The sequence below is a fragment of the Marivirga sp. genome, from assembly GCF_035704835.1.
GTDB lineage: Bacteria > Bacteroidota > Bacteroidia > Cytophagales > Cyclobacteriaceae > Marivirga.
The window spans coordinates 36,382-52,502 of record NZ_DASSWQ010000074.1 but is presented as its reverse complement, the minus strand read 5'-3'; the positions used below and the strand labels follow the sequence as shown (position 1 = coordinate 52,502).

Below are 16,121 nucleotides of genomic sequence, written 5' to 3'. Positions count from 1 at the left end.
AACTATGACTAAACGATTTATTATACTTGTTGACTTTTCAGAATATTCATTCAACCTAGTAAAGTTTGCTTGTGATTGGGGTTTGAAAACAAATGCAGAAATTCATCTGGTACATCAAACCCTCATTACTGTACCTGCATTAACTGATAATCAAAGCAGACAACAAATTGTGCAAGAGGTCAATAATGAGGCCTTGAAAAAATTGAAAGAACTTACAGAAGATTTGATACCTAGTTCTATCAAAGTTTCATTTTCAGTTTCAGAGCATAATTTGCATAATGTTTTACAAAAACTAGTTGCTGAACCTTTTGATAATTTAATTTTCACAGGACTGAAAGGAACAGGTTTACTAAAAAAAATATTTCTGGGCAGTGTAGCACTAAAAGTGATTGATACTATACAGAATATTGTAGTTGCTATGCCCAAAGAACTAAGCAGTTTTTCACAAGAAAAAATATTTATAGCAGTAACAGAAAAGCATCCATTAAACATTTCGGAATTAAATCACTTTTTAAATTTCATAAATAACGAGAAATCAAAAATCACTTTTTTTCATTTGGCTAAACCCAAAGAAAAAACAGAGAATATAGAAAAACATCTTAAAGATTTGCAAGCATTATTCTCGGATAGATTTGATGCTAATTATGCAATTTATGAAGGTGAAAACCCTTTTAAAGATATCAAGAAAGTGATAAACAGTACTGTTAATGAAATACTCATTATTCAAAAAGGCTCACGTCTTTTAACTGACCAACTTTTTAGGAGATTTTTAATTAATGAATTAGTATATGAAGGGCAAACACCCTTAGTTGTTTTACCGTAGAATAAACATTATGACTGACCCAACTTTACAAATGTATTTGCCTGCCTTTATGGTCATAGCGACTTGGCTAATTGTTTTTTGGAAGCAGTTCAGGAAAATATCCAGAATTCCAGAACCTGAACCTACTACTCAAAAAATAGTTGAATACAACCGCCTGAAACGCATCAGTCTGTTTTTTTGGATTATTTTTTCTCTGTTTGGTGTGATGACCATAATTTATTCTCTAGTACCTGAATTTTATTATGTGTTCTTACCGCTTGACGTTTTCCATCATCCTTTGATAAATGTAATAGGCTTATTAATTATGAAAATTGCTATCGTTTTGATAGTAGTTGCTCAGGTTCATATTGATAAAGAGATTTATAAGTATTCACGCAATATTGAAAGTTTATCTGCAATGGAGCTTGTTCGATATTCCGAGAAAATGCTACTTACAGGCATGTTAGTTTTATTTATTGGCTTTTTTACAACCATTACCAACATCATCGGTCTCCTGTTAGTAGTGACGGGGGTTATCATTTATCTAAAATTATTTTTCTTCAATCCTCCGCATCAATTTCAAAATTAAATAAATTTATTAGTCTATATTTACCCCGTGAAATAGTCAAAACCAAATATACTTACTGAAATGAATATTACAGATCACTGAAGGTTGGTTAACTTGGTTTTTGAAATTTGACTATTCCATGTGGCTTTTTAAAACAATCAGATACACATGAAATCGAATAGCATAAGAGTTTTTAGTGTAATCTGTTTAATGACGGTTTATTGTTTTTCAATAGGCGTTGTTGCAAATTCCTTTACATATTCTGATTTTCAATCCAAGCAATTTTCTTCTTCACAAGAAAAAATTGTATCAGATTTTTCAACCAATCTATTTCTTCATGCTTCTCAACATGAGAATTCGGTAAATAACTTAAATAATTTTCCTGCCCCAACATTCAAGAACCATTCCCATGAATATTGGGCAATAGCCAAAGAAACTGAACACCTTTTTAACACGGAATTTTCTCAATACATCACATCCTTTTCGAGAAACATTCTTATAAACTACAGAAAATCTAACATCATTTTTCCCTTTCAATATTTTTGGTAATTCCTTTTTTCATCGCTCATTATTGTTCAATCGAACGATAAGAATTGATTATTTAATGTTTTGCATGTCCGCAAAACACATTCAAACCTTTTAGAACACTTAAATACCAAAAAAATGGAATTAGATTGGGGAACAGTTATAATCGGCTTTGCTGCATTAGTTATATGCGTTTTACCTTTTGTTTTTGATTACAGAAGTAGAAGTAAGAAAACAAAACACCTCAAATTATCGCTTGCAAAACTTGCTGAACAACATAATTGTGAAGTAAATCAATACGAGTATTGTAGTAATTTTATTTTAGGTATAGATGAAAACAGGAACTCTCTTTTCTTCTTTAGACAACCAAAAACAGAAGAAGGAATTTCTCAATACATTAACCTTGAAGAAATTCAAAAATGTGAGGTCGTTAAAAAAACAAAAAACGTAAAAACCGACACTGAAAACCTTACGATTGTTGAACGTGTTGAAATGAGTTTCATACCATCAAACACAAACAAGGTTGAACAAAAAATTGAATTGTTTGACAAGGAAAAAAATATGCAATTAAACGGTGAATTACAATTCGTTGATAAGTGGTCAAAACAAATTAACGGCCACCTTAAATCCAAAAAGTAATTATTACATAGCCCTGTGGAATTTTCACAGGGCATTTTTAAGCATTAAATTAATAGAACATCAATAATCAATAAATATTCATTGATTTTGTTTCAAATTTGGTAACTCATCAACTTGAAAACCTGCTTACCTATCAACCCAAATTCCAAACATTTTTATTAAATTCAGGCACAATTGAAAAAAATGGAAAATAGAAATATGATAAGGAAACGATTTACGCAGCTATTAAGCTTGCTAATACTATTGGTGTGCTTCTCGCTTCAAGCACAAGAGAAACAAACATTTACTAGCTTTCAAGAAGCTATGCAAGGATTACGTCCTTTAGGTGGAAACCCAGGGCCAAGTAATATTAATTGGATAAATGACGGAGAAGCCTATTCATTTACTGAAAGAGGAGAAAATGGAGCGCAACTTATTAAGTCATTCAATCCTGAAACAGAAGAAGAGAAGTTGATTTTTTCCACAGAGGGATTGAAAGTTCCTGGAACTGAAGATGCTTTTCAATATGTTTCTTTCCAATGGTCAGATGACTCAAAATATCTACTATTCCAAACCAATTTTCGTCCAGTATGGCGAAGATCTGGGATTTCGGATTACTACTATTACTCCATTGAGGATAAGAGTTTAAATTTAGTGGCGAAAGATGCCCAAACCGCTGAATTATCTCCTAATGGGAAGAAAGTAGGCTATGAAAGAGGAGGTAATCTTTTTGTTTTTGATTTGGCTGCAGAGCAAGAAACCCAATTGACAAATGATGCTGAAGATGGTTTTTATAATGGTCGCTTTGGATGGGCTTATGAAGAAGAATTCGGATTAGCTCAAGCTTGGGAATGGTCTCATGATAGTGAATATATCGCTTTCTGGCAGTCAGACGAAAGAGAAGTGCCTATTTTTCAAATGACCGACTACCAGGGTACTCATAAAGAATGGGTAAAATTACCCTATCCGCAAGTTGGAGATACAAACCCTACAGTGAAAATTGGAGTGATTAATGTAGCTAAAAAGTCAAAAGAATGGATGCAAGTGCCGTTAGAAGAAGGATATATCCCAAGAATTTACTGGACAGCAGAAGAGGAGAAATTGGCGATTATGCATCTAAACAGAGCACAAACCAATATGAAATTGTATATGGCGGATGCTACTTCAGGTGATGCAAAAATGATTTTGGAGGAAAGCTCTGATGCCTGGATAGATGTATTTGATTTTTTTGCCGGTATCATGCATTATGCATTTTTCCCTAAAGATTCTAAAGAATTTTTCTGGATAACGGATAAGGACGGCTATGCGCATTTATATCGCTATAATTATGAAGGAGAACTTTTAAATCAGGTTACCACTGGAAATTGGGAAGTAGTTTTTGTTCATTCTATAGACGGCAAAAAGAAGAAAATTTATTACAGCTCTACAGAAGACTCACCTTTGGAAAGGCAGCTTTACGTAGTTAATTTCAATGGTAGAGGAAAGAAGAAAGTAACAGAAATGACAGGCCGACATGCTATTGATATGGCTCCTGAGGCTACCTATTTTATTGACCGATATTCAAATGTGAATACGCCAACAAAAGTCGAATTGAGAGATGCATCAGGTAAATTAGTGAAAATGCTGGAGGAAAATAAAGAAGTTAATGAAGCCCTAAAAAATGTAGCTTTTGTAATGCCTGAATTGTCAAGTTTTGAAAATAGTAATGGTGATAAAATTGACATTTCTATTTATAAGCCTGTGGGATTTGATGCTTCAAAGGAATATCCAATGGTCTTGGATGTCTATGGTGGGCCTGGTGCGCAGTCAGTTTATAATCAATGGAGCGTAAGCGCATGGCATCAATATCTGGTTCATAATGGATATGTGGTTCTTCAAGTTAATAATAGAGGTGGTGGAGCATACGGTCGTGAGTTTGAAAAGGTGGTTTATAAAAATTTAGGACATGCTGAAGCTCAGGATTTTGCGGAGGCAGCCCAGCATATGATAAATCAAGGTTATGTAGATGCGGATAATGTTGCGATAAGAGGACATAGTTATGGAGGTTATATGAGCAGTTTTTCTATTCTAAACCACCCTGATGTATTTAAAGTTGCCTTAGTGGGTGCTCCAGTTACGGATTGGAGATTATACGACAGTATTTATGCCGAACGTTATATGGGATTAGAAAAGGATAATGAGGATGGTTACATCAATTCAGCTGCAACCACTTATGCCAAAAACTTAAAAGGACATATGTTTATTGCGCACAGCACGATGGATGAAAATGTGCACGTTCAAAATACTTTTCAATTGGTAAAAGCATTGATAGATAATGGAAAAGATCATGATTTAAAGATTTTTCCTCCGGGCGCCCATGGGGTAGCTTACAATTATCCGAGTTACTTACTACTCATGAATAATTATATTAATTATTTGGATAGATATTTAAAATAATAGTGTCTAAATTATTTTAGTAATCCTGTCAGGTTTGAGATTGTGAAATCATCTAGCTTTTATTTTAAAAAGTATGATTTTTTAGAACCTGACAGGATTTTTTGTATATAAATAAATAATAATTTTAATCAACTCCCAACTATATAGACTTATGTAGTGTCTTTTGAACGTTAGTAATTTATTAATTGGGATAACAAGTCGTTATGCATAATAAAAAATTACAACAAAATTTTAAGAATGAGGTTTAAATACCTATTTTCACAACTATTAACAAAACAAAAACAATTATGAAGAAGAAGAATTTATTTTTAAGATCAACAAAAACGCTTTACACTTTGCTTTTTGTTGCGATGTCGACTTTAATATTTTCGGCATGTACCGAGGACGTTGAGCCAGAACCAGAAAACAATATTGTAGAGACATTAACCGATTTAGGTGGATATGATTCCCTATTAAAATATGTATCAGTTTATCCTGATTTAGTATCAATTTTAAACTCAGCTTCTGAGAAAACTTTATTTGCACCTAATAATGCGGCCTTTGCCTCACTATTAGAAACTCCAGGTTTTCCTCAAGATATTAGAGATATCAATCCTGATATAATCAAAGGTGTTTTATCTTATCATGTTGTGCCCGGCCAAGAGATTTTAGAGGCTGAATTATCTGGTGAATTAGTTACCGCTTACAATGGTGAAACTATTAAGGTTAATAATGGTACTTTAGAAACAGGTGCTACTAACCCTGAAATTACTTTAGGTGATACTGATATAAAAACGACCACTGGTATTATTCATGAAACTAACTCTGTTCTAATCCCACCATCAGTAGGTGCTAGTTTAACTCCAATTTTAGGGACAGTTTCAGGTACTTTATTATTAGGAGCAAATTTCTCTGATTTAGCTATAGCTATTCAAAGGGTAGATGCTGCTAGAACTGAAAGAGGAGATACTCCATTTGCAGCAATATTAGCTAATAGACAAGGTAGCTATACCGTTTTTGCACCGATAAATCAAGTTTTCGAAGGAGCGGGTATTGACCCTGAAACTGCTAATGTAGGATTTTTGGAAGCTGTTATATTGAATCATGTAATTTCAGGTGAAAATTTATCTTCGACAGATATAGCCGCGCAATTACAGGGAGGAAATAATATTTTGACTTCTCTAGGTGGAGACGTAACAGTTTCACCAACTGAATTTCAAGGAAATCCAACATTGTCTATAGGTGGAGCAGCAGTTGTTTCTCCTGATAATGTTACTGGAAATGGAACAGTTCACGCGGTTGCTGGATTTGTATCTTCAAATTCAAATTCATATACAACTGTATTGTTAGGTTCACAAGGAAGCGCAGAAGCTAGTTTTTATGATGCAGTTCAAAATGCCACTAAAGGATATGCTGCTTCTAGAGATGCTTCAGCTACTGTTGATTTTGCTTACTACTGGGGAGCTAACAATCTTAATTCTTTAGGATCAATAGATTCTGAGGATTTACATACTGTTTTCAATTCAGTTGATTTACCTATTGAAGGAATTTTTGCAACAAGAAATGCAACAAGATTCCAAGTAACTGAATTGGGTGCTGCAGATTTTGATGCAATTGTTACTAATGCTCAAGTATCTGGAATTGCAAACTCTGAATTAACTTCACAACCAGATGCTACTCAATTAGTAGAAGGCAATGTGGTTGCTTTCAAATTAGATGACGCAAGAGGAGGATTATTTGGTTTAATCAAAATTGCTGAGGTTAATGATACTAATGGAACTGGTTCAATTACTATTGATGTAAAAGTAATTGCAGATGCATTTTAAATAGTTAACACAATATTATTTAAAGAGGTTATCATATTGGTAACCTCTTTTTTTGTGTCTTATTATGAATACTATCTCAACCATTTACCTTTCTTGAATGATAAAAATTTACGCTTCTAAAAGATCATTAAAGATGTTTTTTGCATTCAGGCTCTTTAATTAACGTTGACATTTTCTATCCTGTAAGCAAGAGATTAATTTCCGCAGCTAGAATGGTCTTTTTATTTTTAGCTTTTAAAGTCTTATTTATTATTCATAGTGTTAACAAAATAATAGTAAGCTAATTCCTATTTACTTTACAATTGATTGAATCCTATTTTTGCTTGAGATATCAAACTCTGTATACTAATCAACAATTAAGTAATGCATCCTAGCTAGTTAACAAATTGTTAAAATGTAGGAGAAACAAAAAAAGGTGACCAATTTACTGGTCACCTTTTTTATTAACGTTAGAAATGTTTCTTATCTATTTGTTAACTGGTCGAAAGTAAGCGATACATAGTAAATAGCGCCTATATTAGGTGCACCAAAACTTTGGATGTAATAATCATTAGTAAGGTTACTACCGCCAATTTTCAACAATGTCTTGTAAGGCATTTTATAAGAGATTTGGGCATCTAAGGTTCCGAAAGCAGGAATTATTCCATCTCCGAATGACGATTCCCAATAGAATTCTGATTGCCATCTGTAGGCAACATTAAATCCAATCTTATCCGTCAATTTTCTGTTACCAAATTTCACATTGAATTTATGTTCTGGAGTATTAAAACCAAATACAAAACTTTGTCCTTCTGCATTTTTGGTGTTTAGAACGTTCCAATTGTAATTAGAACCAACCGTATAACCACTGCCAATAGAATAATCAACCCCTATTGCTGCACCTTGTGATACAATTTGCTGTTGAGCATTTGTGTAAATTTGGAAGGTATTATCAGCGTTTCCTTGTAATAAACTACTCAAGTTTGGTGATCCGTCAGGATTTGCCTGCGCTTTTCTTACTCTCTGTTGTGTAATGAAGTTATTGTATTGATTATAGTAATACACAGCATCAATCATTATCTTTTTATTGATTAAGCTCTTATAGCCTACCTCAATTGATTGTACCTGCTCAGGTTTAACTGACTCATAATTCAATGTATTTTCATTATCTAAGAACGACTCATCAAAGCTTCCTGTAGAATATAAGTTATTAATCATTGCGTTGACAGACTCTAAAGTGTAGATATTTGGGTCAGTTCCAATTCCATACGTTTCAGCATATTGAGGAAGCCCTCCCAGAAGTCTACTAGAGATGATATTCAAATTAATATGTTGTCCCTGAGTAGTTGGATTTCTAAAACCAGTTTGGAAAGAAGCCCTTATATTGTTGTTCTCCGCAACTTCATAAACTGCCGATAGTCTTGGGCTGAATACTGCATCAAAGTTTTGATTTTTATCAACTCTGGCAGAACCTGTTAGCTTTAATTTATCGTCCATTACTTTCTTACTGGCTTGAACATATGCGCCATATTCTGCAATTGAAATAGGATTGCCGACTGTATCTGGAAATATTGTACCGTTTGAATTCAAATTGTATAATCTAAATGAACCCCCAACTTGAATCGAAGCGAAATCTATTTTTGAAGTTAAATCATATTGAGCCTCTGCATGATACATTTGCGTCATGTCCGCAAAGCTTGGTCCATCAGGAACAGTTCCTGAAGATAATGCACGTTCTTTAGCTTCGTTAAATGCTTCCGAACCTGGCTCATAACGGCTTCTGTCGGCAGCATTTCGTGCAGCACTGAAAGCAGACTCTTGTAAATTAATAAAGCCCATCGGGTCATTAGCACGTAAAGCTGCTAATTCTTGAGGTGTGTAATTTCGGCTTATCTCTTTTAGGTAATTTGCAGTATAAGTAGCAAACCACGTATTATTTGGTGAAAAGGAACTGTTAACCTGATTTCCTAAAAATTCTGTAATGTAGGAGTCTCCTGAATTTTCAAAAGTTCCGTATGCTCTTACAAACCAATCTGTAGACTTTAATTCTAATTTATGCTGCTGAATACTAAAATTAGAAAGAGAATATCTTTGAGCTCCAGTATAAATAGAAGTTCCTGAACCATAATTCCACTGATAAATCCCTTCTATATTGTCTGTAAGTCTGTAATGTGCAGATGCATTTAATTTATAATTATTTGCTCCGTAATCAATTAATTGATGTTCTTCGTAAGGAGTTCTTGAAACCACTTGATTAGGGGCAAAGGCTAAATAATCAGTAAAGTTCTGATTATCTTTTGGTGCAGAACCTTGGAACATGATTCCACTGTATAATGTTCTTAACCTTTGGAAGGTTTCATTATCTCTTTCAGTCCCATCAGCAGCAAATGCTGACTGAATTGCGGTACCTAAAAATGCAGCGTTTACACTTGCTTCGTCACCCATTGTATTTGGATAGTCACTTCCAGGGTTAAAAGAAAGATTTCCTTGTCGACCAGCTTCTCGATCAGTGGTGTAATTTGTGGCATACCAATCCTCCGCTTGCATAAAGCTTGCATTTACTTTGAAAGCAAAACGGTCGTTGAAAAGAGATTTCGCATAACGAACTGAAGCTTCATACATAGGCTGAGGACTAGAAGGTGCGCCAGCCTCAGTATCAGCACCAAAATGATTCATACCAAATTTAGTGAAAGCGCTAAAACCCTGATACTCAAAGGGTGATTTAGAATTCACTAATAAAATTCCATTAAATGCATTGGGTCCATACAGTGCGGATGCAGCTCCAGGAATCATTTCCACGCTTTCTACGTCTAGTTCTGAAGGGCCATTAAGGTTACCAATAGGGAAGTTCAAAGCAGGTGCTTGAGTATCCATCCCATCCGTTAACTGAACAAATCGTGTGTTACCAGTGGAGTTAAATCCTCTTGCATTTACAATCTGAAAGTTGATACTACTTTGAGTAACATCAACACCTTTCAAATATCCAATTGATTTGTAATAATTATCTGCTGGAGTTTGCTGAATATCTAATACATCCATTTTTTCAATGGAAACGGGCGACTGCAATATGCTCTCTTCCACTCTGGATGCAGAAACAACTACTTCTTGTCCCATCAGAAATTCTTCTTCCATTGCAATTTTAATTCCAGTGCTGCCTCCAGTTTGTCGTTCCGGATTATTACCACCGTCATTAATGGTATATTCTTGCGTTTTGTAACCCACCATGCTAAATTGAAGTGTAAGTGGAGTAGGTAAATTTACATTGAAGCTAAAATTACCATCAAAATCTGTGGTGGTTCCTAATACTTTTCCTTTTACAACTACATTGACACCAATTAAGGGGATTTTCGTTTCCGCATCAATTACTGTTCCTGATATAGTGGTACTTTGGGCACTGCTTTGCCATGCAAATCCTATAGATAGGATGAAAAATAGGATAGTTTTTTTGAGTAAATTCATTTCCATAGGGTATAGTTTAAAAATCATATATCAAATTAGCTAAAATTTAAAGCCTATTAAGCCGTACATTCAACAATTTTAAATAAATTAATACAATTTATCCCTAAAAATTAAAATTATCTTTCGGATGTTTAATTATTATGGATGAAAGCATGAATTATTACCATAAAGTGTTGATTACTTTCTTCCATTGAACTAATTTGCCCTTTGTATGAATATTACCAATCCCAATGCCTTTTGGCTTCTCTTTTTAATACTTATACCTATTCTGATCCATCTATTTCAGTTTAGAAGATATAAAACCTTAAAATTTAGTAATCTCTTTTTTCTGAACGTTGTCAATGAGGAACAAAAACGAAGTCAGAAACTAAAGCATATTCTCATTTTATTGAGCAGAATGCTTTTGATTTTATTTATAGTGCTGTGTATTGCTAAACCATTTTTGAAAAGTGATTTGATGGCACCAGAGATTAATCTGGTCGTAATTGATAAGAGTCCCTCTAGTTACGGGTATGCTGAAGGAAGCACAAATTCTGTGGTGGAGGATAATATGAATATTGTCAATCAATTATATGAAAAGTATCCTCAAAACCTAAATGTTGTAAATCACAGAGGCCAATCAATAGAGCCTTATCAAGAAATAAATGTAAATGAGGCGAGCAGTCAATTAAATCTAAAAAATATAGTAAAACGTAATGCATCTTCAGAAAAAGTGTTGATTCTGAGTGATTTTCAAAAGCAGGTGATTGATGAAAATGTTGATTTATTATCTGATTCCGCTTTTGCTTTTGTATTGATGCCTCCGCATCAGTCATCACCCGATAATGTTTGGGTTGATTCACTATGGCTGACACAAGAGGGGAACAGTGGGGAGAATTTACTTTTACAAGTTCAGTTATCTTCTACAGGAAATAATGATAATGTAAATGTGGCATTAGAAAATGCCAATCAGCTAATCGGAACCCAACAAATTGAATTAGTGGGCGGTAATTATAAAAAAATAGAATTTCCAATAGCTCGATTTTTAGAAAATGAAAATAGGTCTTATCAGCTTGTTATTGATGGAGACGCAGTGGAATTTGACAATGAATTTTATTTTGAAGTTCCTTCTCAAAGAAGATTGAAAATTTTGTCACTTTCAAATGAAAGAGAAAACCTACTGATGCGCACCGTATTTGAAAATGAGAAACTTTTTGAGTTTAAATCTGAATCATATAATAACTTTTCCTTTCAAGATTTGGATGAATATGATTTTGTTCTTTTGCAAATTGGGCAGGAGCTCAGCAGCTTTGCTTCCTCAGCACTCAAAACATATGCTACTAGTGGAAATAGTTTATTGATTATTCCTGAGGATGATTTTGTCCAAACTTCTCTACTGGAAGATTTAGGTTTTGCCAATGTTCGCAGGATAAGTCGTGATAATTCTTCCCCTATTAAGCTTGAAAATCCTGATATTCAAAATCCTTTCTTTAGCAATGTTTTTAGTTCAATGGATTCAAAAATGACGATGCCCGAATCTAAATTATTTTTAAGATGGGAAAGTGGTCAAAGTTTACTTTCCCTCGTAAATGGTTATCCATTTTTAAGTGTAACTGGAATTAATAGTAATGTTTATGCATTTTCGGTTCCCTTATCAAATGAATTTACAAATTTCCCTCAGCATGGTCTTTTTCTTCCTACTCTTTATAAAATGGCCTTCTCAGGAAGAAAGGAAAACCAGTTACAATATGCATATTTGAATCAGGAAATTGTAACTCTTAATTTTGAAAATGGTCCCAACTCCTCTGTTTATAAATTGAAACAAGGGGAGCAGGAATTAGTCCCTGACCAGCGGATGAGTGGAAATAAATTAAGGTTAATTCTTCCTGATGAAAGTATTAAGGCTGGTTTTTATGATTTAATTGATACCAAAACGGAAGAAAAAATAATGAGTGTAGCATTGAATTTCCCGAAAGTGGAAAGTGAAAATTCATTTTATACGACCTCCGAGTTGCAAGATTTATTTCAAGATGAGCGTAATATTCAGGTTCTGGAGGAATACGATTTTTCATCAATTGATAATTACATTGCTGAAACCAAAAAAGGTTTTCCTTTGTGGAAATACTTCTTAGTATTAGCTTTGTTGAGTTTATTAGCTGAAGTTTTAATTATCCGCTTTTTAAAATAGATATGCGCACTTACATCAAGGCTGTCAAAATACTGAATTCCGCTTCCAAATGGCATAATCAAACTATTGATTTGATTATAGAAAATGGGAAAATTTCAGACATTAACCCTAAGGGAGATATCAAAGCGGATCAGGTGATGGAAGCTCATAAAATGTTCGCAACTCCATCTTGGGTAGATATGCGCGTTTTTTCGGGGGAGCCAGGTCAAGAATACCGAGAAGATTTTGAAAGTTTAGCCCAAGTTCTAGAAAGTGGTGGCTTTGGTTCAGCACTATTGATGCCTAATACTAATCCTGTAATTCAAAATAAAGCTGATATCAAGACTGTTTTATCACACAATAAATCTCAGGTAAGCCAGATTATGCCATCAGCAGCCATTACAATTAATTGCGATGGAGAAAATTTGAATGAAATGTTGGATGTTTATCATGCTGGAGCAATTGCTTTTACAGATGGTTCACAGCCACTATGGAATAGCGATATTTTAGTTAAGTCATTGCAGTATCTTCAGAAATTTGATGGATTGCTCATTAATTTTCCTCAAGATCATAAATTGGCGCTTTTCGGCCAGATGAATGAAGGGAAAGTGAGTACAGGCTTAGGATTGAAAGGTATCCCACATTTAGCTGAAGAAATTGTTATTCAGCGGGATCTGGAATTACTAAAATACGCAGGTGGTAAAATTCATTTTAGTTGTATTAGTAGTGCCAAAAGTGTTGAAATGATAAGGCAAGCTAAAAGGAATGGGTTGAATGTCACTTGTGATGTGAATATTCATCATTTGATATTGGATGACGAAAATCTTGAAAGTTTTGATACCAATTTTAAAGTTTTGCCTCCTTTAAGAACACAGAAAGATATAGAAGCATTGATTGAAGGTGTAAATGACGTGACGATAGATGTGATTGTATCAGGTCATCAGCCTTACGACCAAGACCATAAAAAAATGGAATTTGATTTAGCTGAATTTGGAATAATGGGAGCTCAAATTACTTTCCCACTTTACCATAAATTCTTATCAGAAAAAATTGAGCTTGAAAAATTTATTGCTTGTATCGAAAGCAATCCGAAAAAGATTTTAAAACTTAAGCAAACCGTAGTTGAGAAAGGCGCTGAGGCTGATTTAACTTTATTTACCTTAGATGAAAATTGGAAGTTTGATGCTGAAAGTAATCATTCTAAAAGTGATAATTCTCCATTTATGAATACAGAATTTTCTGCTAAGGTTCTAGGTGTTTTCAACAATAATCATCAATATTTAGGTTCAAAATTTATCCACTCTTAACATGAGTTTATTAGTCAAAAGTCCATTACGATTTAGCTTGATTGCCATCTTTTTTGTGGTATTGATGTTTTTCATCTTAATTTTTTTAGATAAAAACCCAGTTATTTATTCAAGCAATATTATTTTTATTGGTCCGCTACTGAGCATTTTTCTTTTCTTTAGCATTAAGATTTTTCGAGATACTAATCCTGATGGGCTTAGGTTTTGGCAAGGGTTCTCTATCGGAATTTTATATACGGTATTCTTTACTACTTTTTATGCCATAGTTTTATGGTTTGATGGAAACGTATTTGAAACTGCTCATTTTGATGAATACAGACAGATGATAACGGAAAAAATTGTAGCTGGAAAGGATATGCTAGTAGACCAAATGGGGGAGGCAGGTTTTCAGGAATATTTGAAGTCTGGGGAATCATCAAATGCTAGAATTATTGGAAGTTTAGCTTTTAACAACGTTTTGATTGGTATTTTAATGACGCCTTTAATTTCTTTATTTATGCGTACCAGTGAACCTAAGCGAGTATGAAGTATAATATTAGCATAGTAATACCGGTTTTTAACGAGGAAGAATCTATTCCCGAGCTGATTGCATGGATTGAAAGAGTGATGGCAGTTCATCCAATGCTTAGCTATGAAGTGATCATGATAGACGATGGAAGCTCTGACGATTCATGGAAAATTATTCAAAATTTAGCTAAAAATAAACTTTGCGTTAAGGGTGTGAAATTTGCCAGAAATTATGGTAAGTCTGCTGCGTTACATACAGGTTTCCGTTCGTGCCAAGGAGAAGTAGTAATTACTATGGATGCGGATATGCAAGACAGTCCTGATGAAATTCCAGCTCTATATAATATGGTAGTTAAAGATGGCTATGATATTGTTTCAGGCTGGAAGAAAAAACGACATGATCCTATTAGCAAAACGATTCCTTCCAAATTCTTTAATTTAGTAACGCGTAAGATTTCTGGAATTAAGCTTCATGATTTCAATTGTGGTCTAAAGGCTTATCGTCATAAAGTTGTAAAAAATATCGAAGTATACGGAGAGATGCACCGCTACATTCCCGTTATTGCCAAGTGGAATGGTTTTAGAAAAATAGGGGAGAAGGTAGTGCAACACAGAGCAAGGAAATACGGAGAAACCAAATACGGACTCGAACGATTTTTATATGGATTTCTGGATCTACTATCCATCACCTTCGTTTCGAAATTCAAGAAAAGTCCGATGCATTTTTTTGGTGCCATGGGCACACTCTCCTTTATCTTTGGTTTTTTTGTAACTATTTACATTATCGCTAAGAAATTTTATGAAATTCATTACAGTCTACCAGTTCGGGAAATCGTAGATCAACCATTATTCTTTTTAGCATTGGTAGCGCTTATTGTTGGAGTACAATTATTTTTAGCGGGTTTTGTGGGGGAAATGATCACCATGAATTCTCCTCAAAAATTGGATTATATAATCGATGAAGAAACTGGAATTGAATGAGGTTCTATTCAGTCATTATTCCTATTTATAATCGCCCCGATGAAATTAGGGAATTATTAGAAAGCCTTACACATCAATCTTTTCAAAACTTTGAAGTATTAGTAATTGAAGATGGGTCAACGTTGAGATGTAAAGAGGTTTGTGATTCATTTTCTGGACAATTAGACATCAATTATTACTATAAAGAAAATTCAGGACAGGGGTTTAGCCGAAATTACGGTTTTGAAAGAGCAAAAGGAGATTATTTTATCGTTTTTGATTCGGATTGTATAATTCCATCCAATTATTTTGAAACAGTTGATAATTATCTTAGCCAAAATAAACTTGATGCTTTTGGCGGACCCGATGCTGCTCTTGATAGTTTCACCATTGTTCAAAAGGCCATTAGTTATTCAATGACTTCATTTTTCACCACGGGTGGTATAAGAGGTGGGCAAAAGCAATTAGAGAAGTTCCGACCAAGAAGTTTCAATATGGGGATTTCAAAGCAGGTTTTTGAAAAAACAGGTGGCTATCATATTACTCGAATGGGAGAGGATATCGAATTTAGCATACGTATTGAAAAGGCAGGTTTCAAGACTGGATTGATTACCGATGCTAAAGTTTTTCACAAACGGAGAACAAAATTAAGTCAGTTTTACAAGCAATTATTCTTTTTTGGAAGAGGTAGAATTAACATTTTCAGATTTTATCAGAGCGAATTGAAATTAGTCCACCTATTACCTCTTTTTTTTGTATTAGGTCTTTTTCTTTGGGCATCAACTGCCTTCTGGAACTGGCAACTTTTTCAATTGGGAGGAGCTTTAATTGCACTTTATTATTTTTTAATCGGAATAGATGCCTTGATTAAAACTAATGATTTTAAAGTGGCTATCATAAGCCTTATCACCTCATTTATACAGCTATTTGCTTATGGGATGGGATTTATAAAAGAAAGTTTTTCGTATTTAGCGGGAGACCGGTCTGTTAAGATGAACAGAAAATAAAA

General features: G+C 34.0%; 11 protein-coding genes and 1 pseudogene. 11 read left to right on the top strand and 1 reads right to left on the bottom strand.

The features are described from left to right. The first annotated feature begins 4 nt into the window (after positions 1 to 4). The 5 genes from VFM92_RS12735 (at position 5) to VFM92_RS12715 (ending at position 6,754) form a co-directional block, all read left to right on the top strand. The gene (locus VFM92_RS12735) at positions 5 to 823 is read left to right on the top strand and encodes a universal stress protein (RefSeq protein WP_325122602.1); all 819 of its coding nucleotides are present in this window, start codon (positions 5 to 7) and stop codon (positions 821 to 823) included. Between the two features lie 10 nt (positions 824 to 833). Beyond that, complete coding sequence (locus VFM92_RS12730) at positions 834 to 1,391, top strand: hypothetical protein (protein ID WP_325122601.1); 558 nt, start codon at positions 834 to 836, stop codon at positions 1,389 to 1,391. A 642-nt stretch (positions 1,392 to 2,033) separates the two neighbouring features. Next, a complete protein-coding gene (locus VFM92_RS12725) occupies positions 2,034 to 2,534 on the top strand; it encodes a hypothetical protein (protein ID WP_325122600.1) in 501 nt (166 codons plus the stop codon). 183 nt (positions 2,535 to 2,717) lie between these two features. Continuing rightward, positions 2,718 to 4,949 carry a S9 family peptidase gene (locus VFM92_RS12720; RefSeq protein ID WP_325122599.1) on the top strand — a complete coding sequence of 744 codons (2,232 nt, stop codon included), beginning with the start codon at positions 2,718 to 2,720 and terminating at the stop codon, positions 4,947 to 4,949. A 287-nt stretch (positions 4,950 to 5,236) separates the two neighbouring features. Continuing rightward, positions 5,237 to 6,754: a fasciclin domain-containing protein gene (locus VFM92_RS12715; protein WP_325122598.1), complete on the top strand. Its 1,518-nt coding sequence runs from the start codon at positions 5,237 to 5,239 to the stop codon at positions 6,752 to 6,754. A gap of 462 nt (positions 6,755 to 7,216) precedes the next feature. Here VFM92_RS12715 and VFM92_RS12710 read toward each other — a convergent pair whose 3' ends face one another. Continuing rightward, positions 7,217 to 10,198, bottom strand: a complete 2,982-nt coding sequence (locus VFM92_RS12710) for a TonB-dependent receptor (protein ID WP_325122597.1) — start codon at positions 10,196 to 10,198, stop codon at positions 7,217 to 7,219. A gap of 205 nt (positions 10,199 to 10,403) precedes the next feature. Here VFM92_RS12710 and VFM92_RS16930 point away from each other — a divergent pair. From VFM92_RS16930 to VFM92_RS12685, 6 genes and pseudogenes are all read left to right on the top strand, one after another. Next, positions 10,404 to 10,631, top strand: a pseudogene (locus VFM92_RS16930) (BatA domain-containing protein); the annotation flags it as partial. A gap of 18 nt (positions 10,632 to 10,649) precedes the next feature. Next, positions 10,650 to 12,359: a hypothetical protein gene (locus tag VFM92_RS12705; protein ID WP_325122596.1), complete on the top strand. Its 1,710-nt coding sequence runs from the start codon at positions 10,650 to 10,652 to the stop codon at positions 12,357 to 12,359. 2 nt (positions 12,360 to 12,361) lie between these two features. Beyond that, positions 12,362 to 13,645, top strand: a complete 1,284-nt coding sequence (locus tag VFM92_RS12700) for a dihydroorotase (RefSeq protein WP_325122595.1) — start codon at positions 12,362 to 12,364, stop codon at positions 13,643 to 13,645. A 1-nt stretch (position 13,646) separates the two neighbouring features. Continuing rightward, positions 13,647 to 14,171: a DUF4199 domain-containing protein gene (locus tag VFM92_RS12695; protein ID WP_325122594.1), complete on the top strand. Its 525-nt coding sequence runs from the start codon at positions 13,647 to 13,649 to the stop codon at positions 14,169 to 14,171. Continuing rightward, positions 14,168 to 15,133 (top strand): glycosyltransferase family 2 protein, encoded by a 966-nt coding sequence (locus VFM92_RS12690; RefSeq protein ID WP_325122593.1) that lies wholly within the window; start codon positions 14,168 to 14,170, stop codon positions 15,131 to 15,133. Before VFM92_RS12695 ends, VFM92_RS12690 begins: the two co-directional genes overlap by 4 nt. Continuing rightward, a complete protein-coding gene (locus VFM92_RS12685; protein WP_325122592.1) occupies positions 15,130 to 16,119 on the top strand; it encodes a glycosyltransferase in 990 nt (329 codons plus the stop codon). Before VFM92_RS12690 ends, VFM92_RS12685 begins: the two co-directional genes overlap by 4 nt. The last annotated feature ends 2 nt before the right edge of the window (positions 16,120 to 16,121 follow it).

Excerpts from the sequence above, each read along its gene's own strand:
- VFM92_RS12690 (WP_325122593.1), top strand. The coding sequence starts at position 14,168 with ATGAAGTATAATATTAGCATAGTAATACCGGTTTTTAACGAGGAAGAA.
- VFM92_RS12700 (WP_325122595.1), top strand. The coding sequence starts at position 12,362 with ATGCGCACTTACATCAAGGCTGTCAAAATACTGAATTCCGCTTCCAAA.
- VFM92_RS12735 (WP_325122602.1), top strand. The coding sequence starts at position 5 with ATGACTAAACGATTTATTATACTTGTTGACTTTTCAGAATATTCATTC.
- VFM92_RS12720 (WP_325122599.1), top strand. The coding sequence starts at position 2,718 with ATGGAAAATAGAAATATGATAAGGAAACGATTTACGCAGCTATTAAGC.
- VFM92_RS12705 (WP_325122596.1), top strand. The coding sequence starts at position 10,650 with ATGGCACCAGAGATTAATCTGGTCGTAATTGATAAGAGTCCCTCTAGT.
- VFM92_RS12715 (WP_325122598.1), top strand. The coding sequence starts at position 5,237 with ATGAAGAAGAAGAATTTATTTTTAAGATCAACAAAAACGCTTTACACT.
- VFM92_RS12685 (WP_325122592.1), top strand. The coding sequence starts at position 15,130 with ATGAGGTTCTATTCAGTCATTATTCCTATTTATAATCGCCCCGATGAA.
- VFM92_RS12710 (WP_325122597.1), bottom strand. The coding sequence starts at position 10,198 with ATGGAAATGAATTTACTCAAAAAAACTATCCTATTTTTCATCCTATCT.
- VFM92_RS12730 (WP_325122601.1), top strand. The coding sequence starts at position 834 with ATGACTGACCCAACTTTACAAATGTATTTGCCTGCCTTTATGGTCATA.
- VFM92_RS12695 (WP_325122594.1), top strand. The coding sequence starts at position 13,647 with ATGAGTTTATTAGTCAAAAGTCCATTACGATTTAGCTTGATTGCCATC.
- VFM92_RS12725 (WP_325122600.1), top strand. The coding sequence starts at position 2,034 with ATGGAATTAGATTGGGGAACAGTTATAATCGGCTTTGCTGCATTAGTT.